The organism is Enterobacter sp. BIDMC92, from assembly GCF_001030225.1.
Lineage (GTDB): Bacteria > Pseudomonadota > Gammaproteobacteria > Enterobacterales > Enterobacteriaceae > Enterobacter > Enterobacter sichuanensis.
Genome location: NZ_KQ087598.1, coordinates 2,201,162 through 2,219,376 on the forward strand (window position 1 = coordinate 2,201,162; position 18,215 = coordinate 2,219,376).

The window sequence follows — 18,215 nt, forward strand, 5'->3', positions numbered from 1 at the left end:
AACACCCTGCGAATAATAACGAAGGAGTATCCTATGTCTGAATCACAGGTGGCTATTCAGCCTGCCGTGCAGCAGTTTTTAGACCGACATCATGGCCTATGGATTGAAGGGCGTCAGGCTGCGTCGGACAGTGAAAAACGGCTCAATGTCTATAACCCGGCCACGGGCGAGGTGATAGCCTCGACTGCCGATGCCAGCGTCGATGACGTTGATCGCGCCGTGATGTCCGGCTGGCGCGCCTTCGTCGCCCGCAGCTGGGCCGGAAAATTACCGGCGGAGCGCGAGCGGATCCTGCTCCATTTCGCCGATCTGGTGGAGCAGCACAGCGAGGAGCTGGCCCAGCTTGAAACGCTGGAGCAGGGCAAGTCCATCAACATCTCCCGCGCCTTTGAAGTCGGCTGTACCCTCAACTGGATGCGCTATACCGCCGGGCTGACCACTAAAATTGCGGGGAAAACCCTCGACCTCTCCATTCCGCTGCCGCAGGGCGCACGCTACCAGGCGTGGACGCGCAAAGAGCCGGTTGGCGTGGTGGCCGGGATTGTCCCGTGGAACTTCCCACTGATGATCGGGATGTGGAAGGTGATGCCTGCTCTGGCGGCGGGGTGTTCTATCGTCATTAAACCGTCGGAAACCACGCCGCTGACCATGCTGCGCGTGGCGGAACTGGCCAGCGAAGCGGGGATCCCGGACGGGGTATTCAATGTGGTAACCGGCAGCGGCGCGGTGTGTGGCGCAGCGCTGACCGCGCATCCGCATATTGCCAAGGTCAGTTTCACTGGCTCAACGGCGACCGGCAAGCAGATTGCCCGCACGGCGGCGGACACGCTGACCGGGGTGACGCTGGAACTGGGGGGCAAAAACCCGGCCATTGTGCTGAAGGATGCCGACCCGGCCTGGGTGATCGAAGGCCTGATGACCGGCAGCTTCCTGAACCAGGGGCAGGTCTGCGCGGCGAGCTCACGCATCTACATTGAGGCGCCGCTCTTCGACACGCTGGTCAGCGGGTTTGAGCAGGCGGTGAAATCCCTGAGCGTTGGGCCGGGCATGTCGCCGGAGGCGTTTATCAATCCGCTGGTGTCGCGTGCGCATTGTGACAAGGTGCAGACCTTCCTTGATGAAGCAAAATCGCGCAACGCGGAGCTGATCGTCGGCAACCGTGGTCCGGAAGGCAAAGGCTATTACGTTTCACCAACACTGGTGGTAAACCCGGATGCCGGGCTGCGCCTGACCCGCGAAGAGGTGTTCGGCCCGGTGGTCAACCTCGTGCGCGTCTCCGACGGGGAAGAGGCGCTCCAGCTGGCAAACGACACCGAATATGGCCTGACGGCCAGCGTCTGGACGCAGAATATCAGCAAGGCGCTGGAGTATACCGACAGGCTGCAGGCGGGCACCGTCTGGGTGAACAGCCACACGCTGATTGACGCCAACCTGCCGTTCGGCGGGATGAAGCAGTCCGGCACCGGACGTGATTTTGGTCCGGACTGGCTGGACGGCTGGTGTGAAACTAAATCGGTGTGCGTGCGGTACTAGTAAAAGCAAAAGGCAACCGGGAGGTTGCCTTTTTAGTGTTTGTTCCCTCTCCCGTGGGAGAGGGTCAGGGTGAGGGCATCAGGCCGCATCGGGCTTTATCACCGCGACCACCGATCCCGCCCGGCCTCCTTTGCCCGGTACAGCGCCGCGTCGGCGCGGGCGATGATTTCGGTGCCGGCTAGCCCCTCCGCCATACTCGTAATCCCCATGCTCACCGTGACATGGTCGCTGACCGCTGAGGCACCGTGCGGGATGGCCTCTGCGCGCAGGCCGTCCTGAATACGCAGGGCAACCTTTTCCGCGATGGCTTCAGGGCAATTAAACAAAATCACCAGAAACTCTTCGCCACCGTAGCGTGACACCACATCTTCCGGGGTGCGCACCGACTGCTTCAGCACCCGCGCTACGCGCGTCAGACATTCGTCACCCGCCTGGTGCCCGTAGGTATCGTTGTAGCGCTTGAAATAGTCGATATCCAGCATGATCACCGAGAAGGTTTTTTTCTGCTCAACGGCGTTCTCCAGCACCACTTCCATTTTCCGGCGATTGGCGGTTTTGGTTAACGGATCCTGATGCGCCAGCGCGTCCAGCCGGGAAATCAGCAGCTGATTTTGCTGGTTGCGCCGCCAGGCTTCGTCAAACCAGCTCAACAGGATGAAACGTCCGCAGATCAGGATCAGCGTAAACACGCTCCAGATGATGACGAAGTGAAGGTTGAGACCGTCATTGAGCCTCCAGCTAGCAATCAGCAGGGTGATCCAGAGCGGAAGTTCAAAGGCGAGCAACCCCTCGGGGTAAAAGTAGAGCGCCGTCAAACCGGCGAGTAACAGAATGACGCACAGCGGCCAGACGTGGGGCAGCAGCAGCTGGGTAATAAACCAGAAACAGGCGACTGACCAGATGGCGCTACAGAAAAACAGCACCACGCTAATACCGGCGATGCGTCGCCATGTCATCAGGATCAGTGCCGCAGAGAGGATAATAATGCCGAGCATTGAGGCATCGACCATTTTTGTCAGATGCGGAGAGGTCGGATAAAGGGGATCGCCGGGCTTAAGCAGGACGTGTCGCAGCAGGATCATTACCGCGAAACTGACGTTGACGAAGGCCAGCCACGGCAGGTTTTTCGCCAGGCCATGCATGACCATGGCATGACGTGTCGGCCAGGTTGCCCGTTCGAGGGGCGGTTTTTTTCTTTTTTCCATAAAATCCTTTCCCGTCCGGGGGATAAATCATGCGGCTGAGATATCAGTAACTATAAGCAAGCCTGGACGATCCTCAAATGTTGCGGCAAAAAAAAGCCGGGCAATTGCCCGGCGGGGAGTTATTTATTCTCTTTCTTCTTGCCGAGCGTTGGCGTCTCGTCGAAGAAGTTCCACGGTTTAAGCAGGGTATGCACCCATTCCGTTGGCATGATCGGCCACTCCTCTGCGCGCGCCACGTGGGTGGTGCCGGTGGTCATCCAGACCACGTCATCCTGGTCGTTCAGCGACTCGTTATCTTTGCTGTACTGTCCCAGGCCCGTGTCGTGGATCGAGCGGTTAGGGAATTTTCCTTCCGGGTAGAGCTCATCCGGGTGGTAGCGGGTCACCCACAGCTGTTTATCCATAAAGCTCAGGCGATGGTAAATCCACTCGTCCGGGGCAAACTTCGCACCGGTCGCCACCGGGTGCGTACCGCCCGCGTAAGGGATGATCTGATACGAGACCGGGTTGCCCATGCGGTTCTCTTTGCGGGTGTTGCTCAGCAGGCGAATAGTGCCTGGATCGAATTTCTGCGCCGCCTGCTGCTCGGTATCAATATCATACTGATTGATCTGCATGGTGCTGGTGCGCGGGCCGCCGGCGGTATTCGGTTTCACTTCCGGATCCATGGCCACCAGCTTGTTGTTGATGCCATCCACATCCATATCCAGGCGGAAGTTATAGATGTGCTGGTGCGTAGTGCCCACGATGTTGTGATCGATCAGCGTGCCGTAACGGGTGTCGTCTTTGGCGGTGGCATCGTGCATGGTTTTCGCCTGCACGCCTTTCACTGCTTCGATTCCTGTCGCGCCTGCGTCAATGCCGATGGTGCCATTTTCATGGAACACCCAGTCGAAAATGTAATCGTAGTTGCCAACGGTGCTCACCCAGCGCACCACCAGCTCGCGGCGCTCGGTGCTGACGTTAGGCTGGCCCATCTCCTGATGCTTGTATTCCGGCCCGGCGTAGCGTTCGAAAATGGCGATCGCGCGTGGGATCTCCATCGGCGCGCCGGTGTAATCCGGGATGGTTTCATTGAGCATCACGGCGTTGGACGGGACGTCTTTCCCGCGCACCAGCGGGGAGGTCAGGGTGCCCATACCGTAGTCGCCGGAGTCGAGATAGGCTTTAAAGTACCAGCCCACGTCCGGGTCGCCATACGGGACGATCATCCCGCCTAAGGAGCCCTGATACATAATCTGGCGTTTTTTGCCGTTGTCGTTATACGTGACGGTCGAAATCATCGGGCCGACGCGGGAGTCGAGGCTCAGGTGGAAATCCCAGTTCTGCCAGTGAACCCTGTCGCCGGTAATGGTGTAGTTTTTGCCTTCCGGTTCAGTAATGTCGAGCGGCTTTTTCGGCGTCTCTACCCGGTCGCGGCCATCATAGGGGCGCGGGGTCATGGGCACCGGGATCACGGCGCCTTCTTCTATTTTCTGGATTTTTTTCTGCTCAAGATCCACCACGGCCACCAGGTTCTCAATCGGGTGCGCCCAGTAGTTGCCGTCGCCGACATCGAGATAGCTCACCACTTTCAGCAGGCGATCTTCCTGCTTCAGACCGTCTTTACCGTCGAAATAGCCCACGGTAAGCGGCGTGGTGATCACTTTTTTGGTGTCGGTAATGCCGTGTTTTTTCAGCACCTCAGCAAACTCGGTGCTCTCGTTGATGATCTGCTGCACCGCGGTGAAATCATCCAGCAGCACCATACCGTGCGCGTCTTTCACCGGTTCCCAGCGCAGGATTTTTTTATCCTTCAGATCCACCACGCTTTCGATAACGTGCTTTCCATCCAGCATCACGATCTTCGCCTGGCGGGGGGCATCCACTGGCGTGCCGTTAAGTACAAAGTCCCACACTTTGGCTTTCTCTGGCTCGGCAAGGGCAATCTGGGTGAAGCGGGTATTGGGTTTAAAATCCGCAGAGGTTTTCACAATCTCGACGGCCTGCTTAATTTCGTCCGCCGTTAGGGCGTTTAACGGGTGAGGGCTTTTTTCAACCTGGAAGGTCTGGTCAAGACCGGACTGGAAAACATCGTTGATGAAGCTGTCTGAAATAAAGGCTTTCTTGCCTTTCATCACCACCGGCACCTCAAGCTTGAGGGTTTTGCCGTTGACGATGGCGGTTTTGGCACCCGGTTTGACCTTCACAAAGGCACCGTCTTTCGCAATGGTAAACATCTGTGCGTAATCATCCCACTGAACGTCCGCGCCGAAGTCCTGTAGCGTTTTGTCCATCGGGACCATATGCGCCTCACTGCCGTGGGCGAAAACAGGGGATTGCCAGGCGCAACACAGCGCAACGGCCATGGCCAGTGCCGTTCTACGGGCAGAAAAAGAAGAATTGCTTCCCATCGTAGACCTCATCTTGTTGTGTTTATACCCGTCATACTTCAAGTTGCAGGTGCGTTGGCTGCACTCACTCACCCCAGTCACGTACTTGTGTACGCTTCCGGGGATTCGTTCCCTTGCCGCCTTCCTGCCACTCGAATTATTTAGGGTATATTGTGTTGTGATAGCCTTATCCTGACAGGCGCATGAGAAAAGCGTTTGCCTGCATCTGCCAGATTATTTGTCAGTCTTGCCAGGTTAAAAAAAGAGCGAGGATACATCACATCCCCGTGATAAAAACCCCGTGCGATTAGTCAGCTGATCTATCGAGATGAATAGGTACATCGAACCCAACTGCAGTGAAAGCATAAATATTTCCGCGAACGCGTAGATAAATTTCTCCGTTGGTAACCGTTGCAGTGGCTTTAGCATCGTTGGTAATCATGACAGGCTTGATGTCTGACAGGTGAGACATAAACTCTTCAGTGCTTTTTCTCGCATCATAGAGATAAAAGTGAAACGTGTTTTTGGATAAAGAACTCGCTTCAACCTGGGTGATATAGAGAGTTAATTGATCGTTAACGCTAATTTTTTCCTGAATATTTTCATACACGGTGAAAAAATTGCGGAACGGATACAGGATAAATACCAGGAAAATGACTACCACTATCCCGGCTCGCCAGTTAAAAACCCGACCGTCGCGCATAATCTATTCCGCTATCCGCGAACTGCAAGTTACCGTCGCAATACGTCCAGGATATTTTATCGTAGCGTAGTTCCACGACTTCAAGATGATTGTGTTTTTCTTTTGTCGGGTCTTTAGTGTCATGCATCAATGGTGTAACAGAAACGACGTGAATATTATCGAGATGCATATTGTAATATTCGACTTCCTGCTCGGTATCATTAATGCGATACCACCTTAACTCCGCTGTTTTAAGGGATTGCCCAGTAACTTCAATACTTCCCTCACGGTTACGAATATCTACCGAGCCTGCGATTTTTGAGCCGCCATCGTCAGTTAAGAAAAGGTAAACAGGAATTGCCATAATCTATTAATCTTCCATGTAATTTAATCCGGGAACATTCCCGGTATTAAATAATAACCATGCTAACAATCTGGTCAATTTGCTTAATGTTTCTGGTTGTAACTTATCCAGACTACGTTGACTGGATGGTTTGCTTAACCAAATCCATCCAGTCCTTTTCTCTGCAGGTGGTGTTGCTGTGGATTAAAAATCACCCTGCTGGCGCGCCACCAGCGTCAGAATGGAGTAGAGCGCCACCGCCTGCAGGTGCTGGTTGAAAATCTCAACCGCCCATTCCACCACGCCGGTGGGTTTTTCCTCTGCGGTACGCTGTTTCTTCAGCGTTTTACGTTTGCAGGTGAGACGTACCTGAATGGTATCGCCCGGTTTCACCGGCTCGATAAAGCGCAGGTTTTCCATACCGTAGTTGGCAATCACCGGCCCGACGCCCGCGTCGACAAACAGTCCCGCCGCGGCGGAAATCAGGAAGTAGCCGTGCACCACGCGCTCGCCAAATATCGACTCTGCCGCGCCGATCTTGTCCATATGGGCGTAGAAGTGGTCGCCGCTCAGGCAGGCAAAGTTCACGATGTCCGCTTCCGTCAGGGTACGACGCGGCGTCAACAGGCTGTCGCCCGGCTGCAGCTCCTCGAAGTATTTGCGGAACGGATGCACGCGATCTTCCTGCACCGTTGCGCCGCGTACCCACTGTTTGCCAATGGCGGCCAGCATGGTCGGACTGCCCTGGATCGCGGTGCGCTGCAGGTAGTGCTTCACCGCGCGCAGACCGCCCAGCTCTTCGCCACCGCCCGCGCGGCCCGGACCGCCGTGGACCAGCTGCGGCAGCGGGGAGCCGTGGCCGGTAGACTCTTTTGCGGATTCCTCGTTAAGGATCTGAATACGCCCGTGGGCGCGCGCCGCGCCGGCAATAAACTGGCGGGCAATGGCCGGATCGGCGGTAACCAGCGTTCCCGCCAGGCTGCCGCCGCCGGCGCGGGCAAGCTGCATCGCGTGCTGTGCATTCCGATATGGCATCAGAGTTGCAACCGGGCCGAAAGCCTCCGTCGCGTGGACCGCCGGGGTTTCATCCGGCTGCGGACAGAACAGCAGGGTCGGCGGGAAGAATGCGCCAGCGGCCTGCAAATCCGCTTTTCCACCCAGACGGATCTGACAGCCAGCGGCGATCAGCTGATTCACCTTCTCCTGAACGTCCGCGCGCTGTTCAGCGTTGACCAGCGCGCCCATCTTCACTCCTTCCTGCGCCGGGTCGCCCACCACTACCTTTTCCAGCCGCGCAATCAGCGCCTGGCTGACGGCTTCAATCTGGTTTTGCGGGACGATAATGCGGCGGATTGCGGTACATTTTTGTCCGGCCTTGGCGGTCATCTCACGCACCACTTCCCGGATGAACAGGGCGAACTCCGGCTGTTCCGGGGTGACGTCTTCACCCAGCACGCAGCAGTTCAGGGAGTCGGCCTCCATGGTGAATGGAATTGAATTCGCCACAATATTGGGGTGCACGCGCAGGCTTTGTCCGGTGCTGGCGGAGCCGGTAAAGGTGACCACGTCCTGGCTGTCGAGCTGATTCAGCAGATCGCCCGCGCCGCCGCAGATCAGGCTAATGGCGCCGTCCGGCACCAGTCCGCTGTCCACGATGGATTTCACCATCGCCTGCGTAACCTGCGCGGTAGCGGTCGCGGGTTTGATAATGGCGGGCATGCCGGCAAGCCACGTCGGCGCCAGTTTTTCCAGCATCCCCCAGCAGGGGAAGTTAAAGGCGTTGATATGCACCGCCACGCCGGCCTTCGAGGTCAGAACGTGACGCGCCGCAAAGCCACCTTCTTTTGACAGCGGGATCAGTTCATCCTCCGGCCACAGCGTGTCATCCGGCAGTTCACGGCTGCCCAGGCTGGCGTAAGTGAAGAGGGTGCCGATGCCGCCTTCAATATCGACCCAGCTGTCTGCTTTCGTCGCCCCGGTCTGGGCGGAGAGGGCATAAAACGTCTCTTTCTCACCAAGCAGGTGCTTTGCCACCGCCTTCAGCATGGCCGCACGTTCGATAAAGGTCATCGCGTGAAGTGCTTCGCCGCCGCGCTCAATTGCATAGCGTCGGGCGGCTGCCATATCCAGCCCTTCGCTGGTCACGCTCCACAGCGCTTCGCCACTGATGGCGTGATGAATAGTGCGTTCACGTCCCCGGCCAGACTGCCAGGTACCGGACAAGAAGCTGGCTAACTGCTGCATCGCTTATCTCCAAATGTTACGTAATTTCACTATTAATAGTTTGATCGTGAATCATAAAAATCAAGCTGAGTTTTAATGAATTGTTAACATTGTGATCCGGGATGACGAATCATTGCGCTCACAGCACAGTGATGAGAGGCGCTCAGGTAAAGCCTTGCGAGCGACATCACAAAACCAGGAAACAATTCTTGGGGTTATATTTAACCTTTGTGTAACTTTTAAAAAACAAAGTGATTCAAAATTACGCTTTAGTTTGCAATCTAACGAATCATAAAGGTGATGATGTGACGCAAGAACAACGGTTTGAGCAGCGCATAGCGCAGGAGACGGCGATTGAGCCTCAGGACTGGATGCCTGATGCCTACCGTAAGACGTTGATCCGCCAGATTGGTCAGCATGCGCACTCCGAAATTGTCGGCATGCTGCCGGAGGGGAACTGGATCACCCGCGCGCCGACGCTGCGTCGAAAGGCGATCCTGCTGGCGAAGGTGCAGGACGAAGCCGGACACGGGCTCTACCTCTACAGCGCAGCCGAAACGCTGGGCTGCGCGCGGGAAGATCTCTACCAGAAGATGCTCGACGGCAAGATGAAGTACTCCTCCATTTTTAACTATCCGACCCTGAGCTGGGCCGATATCGGCGTGATTGGCTGGCTGGTAGATGGTGCCGCCATCGTCAACCAGGTGGCGCTGTGCCGCACCTCTTACGGGCCCTATGCCCGGGCGATGGTGAAAATCTGTAAAGAAGAGAGCTTCCACCAGCGTCAGGGCTTTGAAGCCTGCATGGCGCTGGCGCAGGGGAGTGAGGCCCAGCGCCAGATGCTGCAGGACGCCATCAACCGCTTCTGGTGGCCGGCGCTGATGATGTTCGGGCCGAACGATGACAACTCGCCGAACAGCGCCCGCAGCCTGGCCTGGAAAATCAAACGTTTCGGTAATGACGAACTGCGCCAGCGCTTTGTCGACAACACAGTGCCGCAGGTGGAGATGCTGGGCATGACGGTGCCCGATCCCGATCTGCGCTTTGACGAAGAGAGCGGTCACTACCGTTTCGGCGAGATCGACTGGCAGGAGTTTGAAGAGGTCATTAACGGACGTGGGATCTGCAATCACGAACGCCTGGCGGCCAAGCGTAAAGCCTGGGAAGAGGGGGCATGGGTGCGGGAAGCCGCGCTGGCGCATGCTGAAAAACAACGCGCCCGTCAGGCCGCATAAGAGGAAATAACCATGAGCAATGTCTACTGGCCGCTGTACGAGGTGTTCGTACGCAGCAAACAAGGGTTGTCCCACCGTCACGTGGGCAGCCTGCATGCCGCCGACGACCGCATGGCGCTGGAAAATGCGCGCGATGCCTACACCCGGCGCAGTGAAGGATGCTCTATCTGGGTGGTTAAGGCGAGCGAGATTGTCGCCTCCCAGCCGGAAGAGAGCGGCGAGTTCTTCGACCCGGCGGAAAGCAAGGTTTACCGCCACCCGACGTTTTACACCCTCCCCGACGGCATCGAGCACATGTGAGGCAAAGAATGAATTCAGTGACTGCCTATGCCCTGCGTCTGGGCGACAACGGTCTGGTGCTCTCCCAGCGTCTGGGCGCCTGGTGTGGCCACGCCCCGGAGCTGGAGATTGACCTCGCGCTCGCCAATATCGGGCTTGACCTGCTGGGCCAGGCGCGCAATTTCCTGAGCTATGCCGCCGGGCTGGAAGGACAGGGCGATGAAGACACGCTGGCGTTTGGTCGTGACGAGCGCCAGTTCCGCAATCTTCTGCTGGTGGAACAGCCGAACGGCAGCTTCGCCGACACGATTGCCCGCCAGTATCTGATGGATGCCTGGAACGTCGCGCTGTACGAACGCCTGACCCAAAGCCACGACAGCCAGCTTGCCGCCATCGCCGCCAAAGCGATTAAAGAGGCACGCTACCACCTGCGCTTTAGCCGCGGCTGGCTGGTGCGGCTGGGCGACGGCACCGAAACCTCCGCGCAAAAAATGCAGCAGGCCATCGACAACCTGTGGCGTTTTACGGCGGAGCTGTTTGAGGCGGATGACGTCGAGCTGGAATTGATTGACGCCGGCGTGGCGGTTGACCCGCGCACGCTGCGTCAGCCGTGGGAAAGCGAAGTCTTTGCCGGTCTGAATGAAGCCTGCCTGCGGGTGCCCGAAGAGGTGGCGTACCGCACCGGGGGCAAGAAAGGGCTGCATACCGAACATCTCGGTCCGATGCTGGCGGAAATGCAGTATCTCCAGCGCGCGTATCCCGGTCAGCAGTGGTAAAGGAGAACGCTATGCAACGCCTCGTCGACATTGCGCCTGCGCAAATTCCGCAAATCTGGGCGCTGTTAAGCCAGATCCCGGACCCGGAAGTGCCGGTACTCACCATCACCGATTTAGGCATGGTGCGCAGCGTGAAGGCGCAGGGTGAAGGCTGGGTTATTGGCTTCACGCCCACCTACTCAGGGTGTCCGGCAACGGAACATCTGCTGGGGGCGATCCGCGACGCGATGACCGCCCATGGCTTTACCCCGGTGCATATCGTGCTCCAGCTTGAACCCGCCTGGACCACCGACTGGATGACCCCCGACGCGCGCGAGCGCCTGCGGGCATACGGTATCAGCCCGCCCGTGGGCCATAGCTGTCACGCGCACGCGCCGGCCGGGGTGAGCTGTCCGCGCTGCGCCAGCACCGACACCTCGCTTATCAGTGAATTTGGTTCGACGGCGTGCAAAGCGCTCTACCGCTGCAATGCCTGCCGTGAGCCCTTCGACTATTTCAAATGTATTTGAGGCTGCCATGACAACGTTTCATTCATTAACAGTGGCAAAAGTGGAACCCGAAACCCGCGACGCGGTGACCATCACGTTCGCGGTGCCGCAGGCGCTGCAGGAAGCCTACCGCTTTCGTCCCGGCCAGCACCTGACCCTGAAAACGACGCTGGGCGGGGATGAGCTGCGCCGTTGCTACTCCATCTGCCGGAGTAGCGCTCCGGGCGAGATCAGCGTGGCGGTTAAAGCCATCGAAGGCGGTCGCTTTTCCCGCTATGCCCGGGACGAGATCAAAGCGGGTATGGCGCTGGAGGTGATGGTTCCCCAGGGACAGTTTGGCTACCAGCCCCAGGCAGGGCGCGAGGGGCACTATCTGGCGATTGCGGCAGGCTCCGGGATCACCCCGATGCTGGCGATTATCTCCGCGACGCTGGCGACCGAACCTAACAGCCATTTCACGCTGATTTACGGCAACCGCAGCAGCCAGAGCATGATGTTCCGCCAGGCGCTGGCGGACCTGAAGGACAAATACCCGCAGCGGCTGCAGCTGGTCTCCATTTTCAGCCAGGAGCGTCTGGACAGCGACCTGCTTTATGGCCGCATCGACGGGGAAAAGCTGCAGGCGCTGGCAAAAAACCTGATCAACTTCCGCCAGTATGACGAAGCGTTTATCTGCGGCCCGTCGGCGATGATGGACGACGCCGAAGCCGCGCTGAAGGCGCTGGGAATGCCGGATAAATCGATTCATCTTGAGCGCTTTAATACCGCCGGAACCACTGTTAAACGCGCGGTGCACGTGCAGGCAGAAGGCCAGAAAGTGACCGTACGCCAGGACGGACGCGACCGTGAAATCACCCTGACGGCGGACGACGAAAGCATACTTGATGCCGCCCTGCGTCAGGGGGCGGATCTCCCGTATGCCTGCAAGGGCGGCGTGTGCGCCACCTGTAAATGCAAAGTGTTGCGCGGGAAGGTGGACATGGCGACCAACTACAGCCTGGAGCCGGACGAGCTGGCCGCCGGGTATGTGCTGAGCTGCCAGTCGTTGCCGCTCACCGCTGACGTGATCGTGGATTTTGACGCGAAGGGGATGGCATGAGCGAACTGACTGTCACCCGTCATGGCCGCGTGCTGCAGCTGACGCTGAACCGTCCGGCGGCGCACAACGCGCTCAACAATGCGCTGCTAACGCAGCTGGCGGAGCAGCTTGAGGCCGCCGCAGCGGATACCGGGGTCACCGTCTGCGTGATTTACGGCAACGAGCGCTGCTTTGCCGCCGGGGCGGATCTCAACGAAATGGCGGAGAAAGACCTGCCTGCCACCCTGAACGATATTCGCCCGCAGTTGTGGGCACGTATCAACGCTTTTCCTAAACCGCTGATCGCCGCCGTGAACGGCTTCGCGCTGGGAGCGGGCTGCGAGCTGGCGCTGCTGTGCGACGTGGTGATTGCCGGTGACAACGCCCGTTTTGGCCTGCCGGAAATCACGCTCGGCATTATGCCCGGCGCGGGCGGTACCCAGCGTCTTATCCGCTGCGTCGGTAAATCGCTGGCCAGCAAAATGGTGCTGACCGGCGAGAGCATTTCCGCAGAGCAGGCGCTGAGCGCCGGGCTGGTCAGTGATGTTTTCCCGGCCGCGCTGACGCTGGAGTATGCCCTGAAGCAGGCGAGCCTGATGGCGCGCCACTCGCCGCTGGCACTGCAGGCGGCGAAACAGGCGCTGCGCCAGTCTCAGGAGGTGCCGCTGCAGGCCGGGCTGGCCCAGGAGCGTCAGCTGTTTACGCTGCTCTCTGCCACTGAAGACCGCCGGGAAGGCATCGACGCCTTCTTACAAAAACGCACCCCCGACTTTAAAGGACGCTAATTGTGGAATTTATTCTCAGTCATGTAGAACAGGGCGTAATGACCCTTACGCTGAACCGTCCGGAGCGTCTGAACAGCTTTAATGACGTAATGCATCAGCAACTCGCCGAGTGCCTGAAACAGGCTGAGCGTGATGACACCGTTCGCTGCCTGCTGATCACCGGCGCCGGACGCGGTTTCTGTGCCGGTCAGGATCTGAATGACCGTAATGTCGACCCCAACGGCCCGGCGCCGGATCTGGGAATGTCCGTTGAAACCTTTTACAACCCGCTGGTTCGTCGCCTGGCAAAACTGCCGAAGCCGGTCATCTGCGCGGTCAACGGCGTGGCGGCCGGTGCCGGAGCCACGCTGGCGCTCGGGTGCGACATGGTGATTGCGGCGCGTTCCGCCAGTTTTGTGATGGCCTTCAGTAAGCTCGGGTTAGTCCCGGACTGCGGTGGCACCTGGCTGCTGCCGCGGGTAGCCGGACGCGCCCGTGCCATGGGACTGGCGCTGCTCGGTGACAAGCTGAGCGCCGAACAGGCGCAGGCCTGGGGGATGATCTGGCAGGTGGTGGATGACGAACAGCTCTCCGCGACCGCGCAGCAGATGGCGCTGCACTTTGCGTCGCAGCCAACCTTCGGGCTGGGGCTGATAAAGCAGGCGATCAATGCCGCGGAAACCAACACCCTGGACGCTCAACTCGATCTCGAGCGCGACTATCAACGTCTGGCCGGGCGCAGCGACGACTATCGCGAGGGCGTCAGCGCCTTCCTGGCGAAGCGCGCGCCACACTTTACGGGGAAATAAGATGTTGAACATACGGACTGTCGCCGTGATTGGCAGCGGCACGATGGGTGCCGGCATCGCCGAGGTTGCTGCCAGCCACGGCCATCAGGTGCTGATTTACGACATCTCCGCCGATGCGATTTCACGCGCCATTGAGGGGATCCGCCAGCGTCTGGCTTCCCGGGTCACGCGCGGCAAACTCTCTGCGGACGCCAGCGGACAGATCCTCGCCCGGCTGCTCCCGGTCACTGATATCAGCGCGCTCTCTATGGCGGAGCTGGTGATAGAGGCCGCTTCTGAGCGTCTTGAGGTGAAAAAAGCACTGTTTGTCCGGCTGGCTGAGATCTGCCCGGCGCAGACGGTACTGACCAGCAACACCTCTTCCATTTCGATCACGGCAATCGCGGCGGATGTACACCACCCGGAACGCGTCGCGGGGCTGCATTTTTTTAACCCGGCGCCGGTGATGAAGCTGGTGGAAGTGGTCAGCGGGCTGGCGACCTCCCCGGAAGTGGCCGACGCGCTGTGCGAGCTGGCGCTCAACTGGGGGAAACAGCCGGTTCGCTGCCAGTCAACGCCGGGGTTCATCGTCAACCGCGTCGCGCGTCCGTTCTATTCCGAAGCCTGGCGCGCGCTGGAAGAGCATGTGGCAGCACCGGAGGTGATTGACGCTGCCCTGCGCGAAGGCGGCGGTTTCCCGATGGGTCCGCTGGAGCTGACCGACATGATTGGTCAGGACGTTAATTTTGCGGTGACCTGCTCGGTATTTAACGCCTTCTGGCAGGAGCGGCGTTTTCTGCCCTCACTGGTGCAGCAGGAGCTGGTGCTGGCTGGAAGGCTGGGCAAAAAGAGCGGGAAGGGCGTTTACGACTGGCAGGGTGACAAACCCACCGTACAGTGGATTGAGACCGTAGATGACAGCTACAGCCCGATGCGCGTCGAGAAAGAACGTGACGGTGTCACAAAAATTGATGATGTGTATCTCATCGAAACGCAGGGGGAAACCGCGCAGGCGCTGGCGTTACGCCTGAGCGGCCCGGTGGTGGTGGTGGACCGCATTGAAGGCGACGTGGCGGTGATTGCGGCCGCCGCCAGCAACCCCCTGACCTCGACACAAAAAGTCATCCGCTACCTGCAACAGCAGGGAAAACGGGTGGTGCAAATCGCCGATTATCCTGGCCTGTTGATCTGGCGCACGGTGGCGATGATTGCCAATGAAGCGCTGGATGCCCTGCAAAAAGGGGTGGCCAGCGAGAAGGATATCGATACCGCCATGCGTCTTGGCGTCAACTACCCGAGCGGCCCGATCGCCTGGGGGGAACGACTGGGCTGGCAGCGCCTGCTGACGCTGCTGGAGAACCTGCAGCGCCATTACGGAGAGGAACGCTATCGCCCCTGTTCACTGCTGCGCCAGCGCGCGCTTCTGGAGAGTAGCTATGAGTCATAACGCCTGGCACAACGCCCGCGCCATGTACGAACGGGACGCCTGCGCGCAGGCGATGGGGATGGACATTGTCGAGATGGACGAGGGCTACGCGGTGGTGACCATGACCATCACCCCGCAGATGCTCAACGGGCACAACACCTGCCATGGCGGACAGCTGTTTTCGCTGGCAGACACCGCCTTTGCCTACGCCTGCAACAGCCAGGGGCTGGCAGCGGTGGCCTCAGGCTGCTCGATTGATTTTCTGCGTCCGGGCTTTGCCGGGGACACGCTTACCGCCACCGCGCGGGTGAAGCATCAGGGCAAGCTGACGGGCGTGTATGACATTGAGATCCAAAATCAACAACAGAAAACCGTCGCCCTTTTTCGCGGGAAATCTCACCGCATCGGCGGCAGTGTGACAGGAGAGGCCTGATGGGTGATGCATTTATTTGTGATGGCGTTCGAACCCCGGTGGGGCGCTACGGCGGCGCGCTTTCCACGGTAAGGACCGACGATCTCGGTGCCGTGCCGCTGCGTGCGCTGCTGGCCCGCTACCCGCAGCTCGACCTCGAGCGGATAGATGATGTGATCTTCGGCTGCGCCAACCAGGCGGGGGAAGATAACCGCAACGTGGCGCGTATGTCGGCACTGCTGGCCGGGCTGCCGCAAACGGTCTCCGGGACCACCATCAACCGCCTGTGCGGCTCCGGGCTGGACGCGATTGGTTTTGCCGCACGCGCCATCAAAGCGGGTGACGGCGATCTGCTGATTGCGGGCGGCGTGGAGTCGATGTCCCGTGCGCCGTTTGTGATGGGCAAAGCCACCGCCGCGTTTCAGCGTCAGGCGGAGATCTTTGATACCACCATCGGCTGGCGATTTGTGAATCCGCTCATGCATCAGCACTTCGGAACGGACAGTATGCCGGAAACGGCAGAGAATGTAGCTGAACTGTTAAATATCAGTCGTGCCGATCAGGACGCTTTTGCGCTGCGCAGCCAGCAGCGTACCGCACAGGCGCAGCAGAACGGCATTCTGGCGCAGGAGATCGTGCCGGTGCAGGTCGCGGGTAAAAAGGGCGCGGTCACCGAATTCAGCGTGGATGAACATCCGCGTGCGGACACCACGCTTGAACAGCTGGCCGCACTGAAAACGCCGTTCCGTCAGAACGGCGTGGTCACGGCGGGCAATGCCTCCGGCGTCAACGACGGCGCGGCGGCGCTGATCGTTGCCAGCGAGCAGACGGCGCTGGCGCAGGGGTTAGTCCCGCGCACGCGGATCGTGGCGATGGCAACGGCCGGCGTGGCGCCACGACTGATGGGATTAGGCCCGGTACCTGCCACCCGCAAGGTACTGGAGCGTGCCGGACTCAGTATTAACGATATGGACGTTATCGAACTTAACGAAGCTTTCGCCTCCCAGGCGCTGGGCGTGCTGCGTCAGCTGGGACTGCCGGATGATGCCGCGCACGTTAACCCAAACGGTGGGGCGATTGCGCTGGGTCACCCGCTCGGAATGAGCGGGGCCAGGCTGGCGCTGGCAGCCAGCAATGAACTGCATCGACGCGGCGGGCGGTACGCGCTGTGTACGATGTGCATCGGTGTGGGTCAGGGCATTGCCATGATCCTTGAGCGTGTTTGATCAAATTTTCAATGTGAGTACCCTGCAATGACAACGACAAATACAACAAAGCTTGATCCGATTGAGACGGCCTCCATTGACGAGTTACAGGCGCTGCAGACCGAGCGTCTGAAATGGACGCTGCATCACGCCTATAACAACGTGCCGATGTACAAACGCAAGTTTGACGCCGCGGGCGTTCACCCTGACGATTTCAAAGAGCTGGCGGATATCCGTAAATTCCCGTGCACCACCAAGCAGGACCTGCGGGATAACTACCCATTCGATACTTTTGCCGTGCCGATGGAGCAGGTGGTGCGTATTCACGCCTCATCCGGTACCACCGGCAAACCGACCGTTGTCGGCTACACGCAAGGCGACATTGACAACTGGGCCAATCTGGTGGCCCGTTCCCTGCGCGCCGCGGGCGGCAGCGCGAAGGACAAAATTCACGTGGCGTATGGCTATGGCCTGTTTACCGGCGGGCTGGGGGCACACTATGGTGCCGAGCGCTTAGGGGCGACGGTGATCCCGATGTCCGGCGGCCAGACGGAGAAACAGGCGCAGCTGATCCGTGATTTCCAGCCGGATATGATCATGGTGACGCCCTCCTACTGCCTCAACCTGATTGAGGAGCTGGAGCGGCAGATGGGCGGCGATGCCAGCAGTTGTTCCCTGCGCGTGGGTGTCTTCGGCGCCGAGCCGTGGACCCAGGCGATGCGCCACGAAATTGAGAAACGCTTAGGCATCACGGCGCTGGACATCTATGGCCTCTCGGAGGTCATGGGACCCGGGGTGGCGATGGAGTGTATCGAAACCGTTGACGGCCCGACCATCTGGGAAGATCACTTCTATCCGGAAATCGTCAACCCGAACGACGGCACGCCGCTGGATGACGGCGAGCAGGGCGAACTGCTGTTCACCACGCTGACCAAAGAGGCGCTGCCGGTGATCCGCTACCGCACCCGCGACCTGACGCGTCTGCTGCCGGCGACGGCGCGCAGCATGCGCCGCATGGACCGCATCAGCGGCCGCAGTGACGATATGCTGATCATCCGCGGCGTTAACGTCTTCCCGTCACAGCTGGAAGAGGAGATTGTGAAGTTTGAACACCTCTCTCCGCACTACCAGCTGGAGGTCAACCGTTGCGGGCATCTTGATTCACTTTCCGTTAAGGTGGAGCTAAAAGAGAGCAGCCTGACGCTAACGCACGAGCAGCGTTGCCAGGTGTGTCACCAGTTGCGTCACCGCATTAAGTCGATGGTGGGGATTTCCACCGACGTGACGATCGTGAACTGCGGCAGTATCCCGCGCTCAGAGGGCAAAGCCTGCCGGGTGTTTGATTTGCGTAAAGTGGCAGCCAACGGTTAAATTTCCCTCACCCCAGCCCTCTCCCAAAGGGAGAG

17 protein-coding genes are annotated in these 18,215 nt (G+C 59.1%); 12 read left to right on the forward strand and 5 right to left on the reverse strand.

Going from position 1 to position 18,215, the window contains the following annotated elements:
* Positions 1 to 33: 33 nt before the first annotated feature.
* The gene (locus SP99_RS10260; protein WP_047958484.1) at positions 34 to 1,533 is read left to right on the forward strand and encodes an aldehyde dehydrogenase family protein; all 1,500 of its coding nucleotides are present in this window, start codon (positions 34 to 36) and stop codon (positions 1,531 to 1,533) included.
* Positions 1,534 to 1,631: 98 nt separating this feature from the next.
* Here the strand turns inward: SP99_RS10260 and SP99_RS10265 are convergent, their stop codons facing one another.
* From SP99_RS10265 to paaZ, 5 genes are all read right to left on the reverse strand, one after another.
* Positions 1,632 to 2,738: a GGDEF domain-containing protein gene (locus SP99_RS10265; protein WP_047958485.1), complete on the reverse strand. Its 1,107-nt coding sequence runs from the start codon at positions 2,736 to 2,738 to the stop codon at positions 1,632 to 1,634.
* 119 nt (positions 2,739 to 2,857) lie between these two features.
* A complete protein-coding gene (gene tynA, locus SP99_RS10270; protein WP_047958486.1) occupies positions 2,858 to 5,131 on the reverse strand; it encodes a primary-amine oxidase in 2,274 nt (757 codons plus the stop codon).
* Between the two features lie 286 nt (positions 5,132 to 5,417).
* Positions 5,418 to 5,813, reverse strand: a complete 396-nt coding sequence (locus tag SP99_RS10275) for a hypothetical protein (RefSeq protein WP_047958487.1) — start codon at positions 5,811 to 5,813, stop codon at positions 5,418 to 5,420.
* Positions 5,791 to 6,156 carry a type VI secretion system tube protein TssD gene (gene tssD / locus SP99_RS10280; RefSeq protein WP_047958488.1) on the reverse strand — a complete coding sequence of 122 codons (366 nt, stop codon included), beginning with the start codon at positions 6,154 to 6,156 and terminating at the stop codon, positions 5,791 to 5,793. The genes SP99_RS10275 and tssD overlap by 23 nt, the downstream gene beginning before the upstream one ends.
* A gap of 183 nt (positions 6,157 to 6,339) precedes the next feature.
* Positions 6,340 to 8,379, reverse strand: coding sequence for a phenylacetic acid degradation bifunctional protein PaaZ (gene paaZ / locus SP99_RS10285; protein WP_047958489.1), 2,040 nt, complete (start codon positions 8,377 to 8,379; stop codon positions 6,340 to 6,342).
* 284 nt (positions 8,380 to 8,663) lie between these two features.
* Between paaZ and paaA the strand changes: the two genes are divergently transcribed.
* Genes paaA through paaK form a run of 11 tightly spaced genes read left to right on the forward strand, consistent with a single transcriptional unit; the run spans position 8,664 to position 18,180 of the window.
* Entirely contained in the window at positions 8,664 to 9,593 is a 930-nt protein-coding gene (paaA, locus tag SP99_RS10290) for a 1,2-phenylacetyl-CoA epoxidase subunit PaaA (RefSeq protein WP_047958490.1), read from the forward strand.
* A gap of 12 nt (positions 9,594 to 9,605) precedes the next feature.
* Complete coding sequence (gene paaB, locus SP99_RS10295) at positions 9,606 to 9,893, forward strand: 1,2-phenylacetyl-CoA epoxidase subunit PaaB (protein WP_025757972.1); 288 nt, start codon at positions 9,606 to 9,608, stop codon at positions 9,891 to 9,893.
* A gap of 8 nt (positions 9,894 to 9,901) precedes the next feature.
* The gene (gene paaC, locus SP99_RS10300) at positions 9,902 to 10,648 is read left to right on the forward strand and encodes a 1,2-phenylacetyl-CoA epoxidase subunit PaaC (protein WP_047958491.1); all 747 of its coding nucleotides are present in this window, start codon (positions 9,902 to 9,904) and stop codon (positions 10,646 to 10,648) included.
* 11 nt (positions 10,649 to 10,659) lie between these two features.
* Positions 10,660 to 11,157 (forward strand): 1,2-phenylacetyl-CoA epoxidase subunit PaaD, encoded by a 498-nt coding sequence (paaD, locus tag SP99_RS10305; RefSeq protein ID WP_047958492.1) that lies wholly within the window; start codon positions 10,660 to 10,662, stop codon positions 11,155 to 11,157.
* Between the two features lie 7 nt (positions 11,158 to 11,164).
* A complete protein-coding gene (gene paaE / locus SP99_RS10310) occupies positions 11,165 to 12,235 on the forward strand; it encodes a 1,2-phenylacetyl-CoA epoxidase subunit PaaE (protein ID WP_047958493.1) in 1,071 nt (356 codons plus the stop codon).
* Positions 12,232 to 12,999, forward strand: a complete 768-nt coding sequence (gene paaF, locus SP99_RS10315) for a 2,3-dehydroadipyl-CoA hydratase PaaF (RefSeq protein ID WP_047958494.1) — start codon at positions 12,232 to 12,234, stop codon at positions 12,997 to 12,999. Before paaE ends, paaF begins: the two co-directional genes overlap by 4 nt.
* Complete coding sequence (gene paaG / locus SP99_RS10320; protein ID WP_025757967.1) at positions 12,999 to 13,787, forward strand: 2-(1,2-epoxy-1,2-dihydrophenyl)acetyl-CoA isomerase PaaG; 789 nt, start codon at positions 12,999 to 13,001, stop codon at positions 13,785 to 13,787. Before paaF ends, paaG begins: the two co-directional genes overlap by 1 nt.
* Before the next feature lies 1 nt (position 13,788).
* On the forward strand, positions 13,789 to 15,213 hold the full coding sequence (gene paaH / locus SP99_RS10325; RefSeq protein WP_047958495.1) for a 3-hydroxyacyl-CoA dehydrogenase PaaH: 1,425 nt from the start codon (positions 13,789 to 13,791) through the stop codon (positions 15,211 to 15,213).
* Positions 15,203 to 15,625 (forward strand): hydroxyphenylacetyl-CoA thioesterase PaaI, encoded by a 423-nt coding sequence (gene paaI, locus SP99_RS10330; protein ID WP_045286536.1) that lies wholly within the window; start codon positions 15,203 to 15,205, stop codon positions 15,623 to 15,625. Before paaH ends, paaI begins: the two co-directional genes overlap by 11 nt.
* Positions 15,625 to 16,830: a 3-oxoadipyl-CoA thiolase gene (pcaF, locus tag SP99_RS10335; RefSeq protein ID WP_047958496.1), complete on the forward strand. Its 1,206-nt coding sequence runs from the start codon at positions 15,625 to 15,627 to the stop codon at positions 16,828 to 16,830. Before paaI ends, pcaF begins: the two co-directional genes overlap by 1 nt.
* 27 nt (positions 16,831 to 16,857) lie before the next feature.
* Positions 16,858 to 18,180 (forward strand): phenylacetate--CoA ligase PaaK, encoded by a 1,323-nt coding sequence (gene paaK / locus SP99_RS10340; protein WP_047958497.1) that lies wholly within the window; start codon positions 16,858 to 16,860, stop codon positions 18,178 to 18,180.
* The last annotated feature ends 35 nt before the right edge of the window (positions 18,181 to 18,215 follow it).